Annotated in this window: 1 protein-coding gene; it reads left to right on the forward strand. The window is 51.5% G+C overall.

From position 1 onward, the window contains the following. A partial coding sequence (locus tag CJF39_RS23140; protein ID WP_170942728.1) for a hypothetical protein occupies positions 1–316 on the forward strand: 316 nt, incomplete at its 5' end. Positions 317–338 lie beyond the last annotated feature (22 nt).

The following is a 338-nucleotide window of genomic DNA, read 5'->3' on the forward strand; positions in this document are numbered from 1 at the left end:
CAAGTTTTGCGGCGATGGTCTCATTGGCCTGCGCTATGCGGTGCTTGCGACAATACTTTACGTACAGAGCCTAGCTAAGGTTCATCGAAACACGATCAGAAATCGAGCCAAAGATAACAGTCTGATCGAGGGTGGCATTGGATGGCCACTTTCAGAACTCGAAAAAATAAAGCGGGAAAGGGCGATCAGTGCGGTTGCCAGCGCCGCCGTTGAGAAGTCTGACAAGGATCGTATTGCTGAGCTTGAACATCAATTACAGAATGATCTTGCCCAGCAACCGTGGACACAGTTTCAAGCACTCATCCGGGCCTCGTAGGCTTGCGGGCTGATGTGCCCCA

It is taken from the genome of Pseudomonas lundensis (genome assembly GCF_002269125.1).
GTDB classification, from domain to species: Bacteria; Pseudomonadota; Gammaproteobacteria; order Pseudomonadales; family Pseudomonadaceae; genus Aquipseudomonas; species Aquipseudomonas lundensis_A.